The 3,121-nt window shown below is 64.5% G+C and carries 3 protein-coding genes; 2 read left to right on the forward strand and 1 reads right to left on the reverse strand.

Going from position 1 to position 3,121, the window contains the following annotated elements; all coding sequences use genetic code 11:
- The coding region (locus Q0693_RS07935; protein WP_298630559.1) for a YpdA family putative bacillithiol disulfide reductase at window positions 1–956 on the reverse strand (956 nt) is incomplete at its 3' end.
- A 36-nt stretch (window positions 957–992) separates the two neighbouring features.
- Here Q0693_RS07935 and Q0693_RS07940 point away from each other — a divergent pair.
- Window positions 993–1,733: a TerC family protein gene (locus Q0693_RS07940; protein ID WP_243029362.1), complete on the forward strand. Its 741-nt coding sequence runs from the start codon at window positions 993–995 to the stop codon at window positions 1,731–1,733.
- 20 nt (window positions 1,734–1,753) lie between these two features.
- Window positions 1,754–3,121: class II fumarate hydratase (gene fumC / locus Q0693_RS07945; RefSeq protein ID WP_298630561.1), on the forward strand; the 1,368-nt coding region annotated here is incomplete at its 3' end.

Here is a 3,121-nt window from a genome sequence, read left to right on the forward strand (position 1 = left end):
AGGCGGCCTGCCATGGCCAAAAGGGCCACCTCCGCGTGCCTGCGGCCATTTTCAATGAAGACCGAGCGGGTATCGGGGCCAAAGGCCGCAGAGCCGATGGCGAAAAGCCCCTTACGGGAGGTTTCCCACTCCGGGGAAACCCAGGGCTTCCCCCCTTCGTAGCGCACCCCCGCTTCCCGCAAAAGCCGGTCCTCCGCCCGGTAGCCGATCTGGACCAGGACGAAGTCCGCTGCCAAAAACCCCTCCCCTTGGGGCCCTTCCAGATGGAGGCCCTCCGGGGTGATGGCCTTGACCTGGGTTTCCATCACCGCCCTTATGCTTCCCTCCTTCACCCGGTTCTCAAAATCAGGGAGGAGCCAGTACTTCACGCTGGGGCGCACCCACTTCCCCCGGTGGACCAAGGCCACCTCCGCCCCACCCCGAAAGAGGTCCAGGGCCACCTCCACCGCGGAGTTGCTTCCCCCCACCACCGCCACCCGCCGCCGGAAAAAGGGCGCCGCCTCCTCGTAGCGGTGGAAGACGTGGGGCAGGTCCTCCCCCGGCACCCCCAGGCGGTTGGGGTTGCCGAAGTACCCCGTGGCCACCACCACATAGCGGCTTTGCCAAACCCTCTCCCCCAGCCGGTCCCGGGCCCGGACGCGGAAGGCCCCCTCCTCCCCCTCAATGGCCGTGGCCTCCGTGTAGGTGAGAACGTTCAGCCCTTCCCTTTCCGCCACCTTCTGGTAGTAGAGGAGGGCCTCGAGGCGGGTAGGCTTGGGCCCTTGGGAGACCAGGGGGTGGCCGCCGATCTCCAGGTTCTTGGCCTCGGAAAAGAAAACCATCTGCCGGGGAAACCGGTAGATGGTGTCGGCCACGGTCCCCCTTTCCAGGACCAGGTGGGATAGACCCAGGCGCTTGGCCATGAGGGCCGCCGCCAAGCCCACCGGACCGGCACCCACAATGAGGACGTCCACCATGCCCCCTAGTCTACGCCCCCCTGTAAACTCCTTCCCATGGACTGGCTCACCAACCCTGAGGTCTGGATCGCCCTCGTAACCCTCACCGTGCTGGAAGTGGTCCTGGGCATAGACAACGTGATCTTCATCAGCATCCTGGCCTCCAAACTGCCCAAAGAACAGCAGGACCGGGCCCGGGTCATGGGCCTTTCCCTGGCCGCCCTCACCCGCATCCTGTTCCTCCTTTCCATCGCCTGGATCATGGCCTTAAAGGAGCCCCTCTTCGCCCTCCTGGGCCACGAGGTCACGGGCAAGGACCTGGTCCTGATTGCGGGAGGGCTCTTCCTCATCTACAAAGCCGTGAAGGAGATCCACGAAAAGCTCGAGGGCGAGCCCGGCGAGGCCATAAAAAGGGTGGCCCCCTCCTTGGCCTCGGTCATGGGCCAGGTGCTCCTCCTGGACATCGTGTTTTCCATAGACTCCGTCATCACCGCCGTGGGCCTCACCCGCTTCGTGCCGGTGATGGTGGCGGCCATCCTGCTTTCCGTGGCCATCATGCTCCTGGCTTCCAAGGGCATCTACGCCTTCGTCAACCGGCACCCCACGGTGAAGATGCTGGCCCTCTCCTTCCTCCTTTTGGTGGGCTTCACCCTGGTGGCCGAGGGCACGGGGGTGCACATCCCCAAGGGCTACGTCTACTTCGCCATGGGCTTCGCCGTGCTGGTGGAGTGGCTGAACCTCCGGGCCGGGCTCCGGGGCCAACCCGTGAGGCTACGCCAGCCCTATGAGGAGGAATAGAATCGGGCTGGAGGTGGCGTATGGAATACCGGCTTGAACAGGACACCATGGGCGAGGTAAGGGTACCGGCGGACCGTTACTGGGGGGCACAAACCCAACGCTCCCTGGAGCACTTCCGTATAGGAGCCTGGCGCTTCCCCATGCCCCTGGAGGTCATCCGCGCCTACGGCATGCTGAAGAAAGCCGCGGCCAGAGCCAACCTGGAGCTGGGAGAGCTTCCCGAGGAAATCGCAAGGGCCATCATCCAGGCGGCGGAAGAGGTCATCGCCGGAAAGCTGGATGACCACTTTCCCCTGGTGGTCTTCCAAACGGGTAGCGGCACCCAGACCAACATGAACGTGAACGAGGTCATCGCCAACCGGGCCTCGGAGCTTTTAGGGAAGCCCCTGGGTTCCAAGTACGTGCACCCCAACGACCACGTAAACCGGGGCCAAAGCAGCAACGACACCTTCCCCACCGCCATGTACGTGGCCACGGCCCTAGCCCTCCACCAGAGGCTGTACCCGGCGGCGGAAGCCCTGATCCAGACCTTTGCGGAGAAGGCCCGGGCCTTTGACGGCATCGTGAAGATAGGGCGCACCCACCTCATGGACGCGGTCCCCATCACCCTGGGGCAGGAGGTGGGGAGCTGGGCGGCCCAGCTCAGGAACACCCTGGCCATGGTGAAGGAAGCGGAAAAGGGCCTCTACAACCTGGCCATCGGGGGCACGGCGGTGGGCACGGGTCTAAACGCCCATCCCCAGTTTGGGCAACGGGTGGCCCAGTACCTGGCCGAGGAAACCGGGCTTCCCTTTAGGGTGGCGGAAAACCGCTTCAGCGCCCTGGCCGCCCACGACGAGCTGGTGCAGGTGATGGGGTCCTTGCGCACCCTGGCCGGGGCCCTGATGAAAATCGGCAACGATATCCGCTGGCTGGCCTCGGGGCCTTACGGGGGTATTGGGGAGATCTTCATCCCCGCCAACGAGCCCGGGTCCTCCATCATGCCTGGCAAGGTGAACCCCACCCAGGTGGAGGCCCTCACCATGGTGGTGGTGCGGGTCTTTGGCAACGACCACGCCGTGGCCTTCGCTGGGAGCCAGGGGAACTTCCAGCTCAACGTCTACAAACCGGTGATGGTGGACGCCACCCTCGAGTCCATCAAGCTCCTGGCGGACGCCATGGAATCCTTCAACGAGCACCTGGCCAAGGGCATAGAGCCCAACCGGGAGCGGATAGAAGAGCACCTGCAGAAAAACCCCATGCTGGCCACCGCCCTGAACAAGGCCATCGGCTACGACAAGGCGGCGGAGATCGTGAAGAAGGCCATCAAGGAGAAGAAGACCCTGAAGCAAGCCGCCCTGGAGCTGGGCTACCTCACGGAGGAGGAGTTTGACCGCATCGTGGTGCCC

Origin of the sequence: uncultured Thermus sp., from assembly GCF_938010445.1 — a bacterium.
In the GTDB taxonomy this organism is placed as follows: domain Bacteria; phylum Deinococcota; class Deinococci; order Deinococcales; family Thermaceae; genus Thermus; species Thermus altitudinis.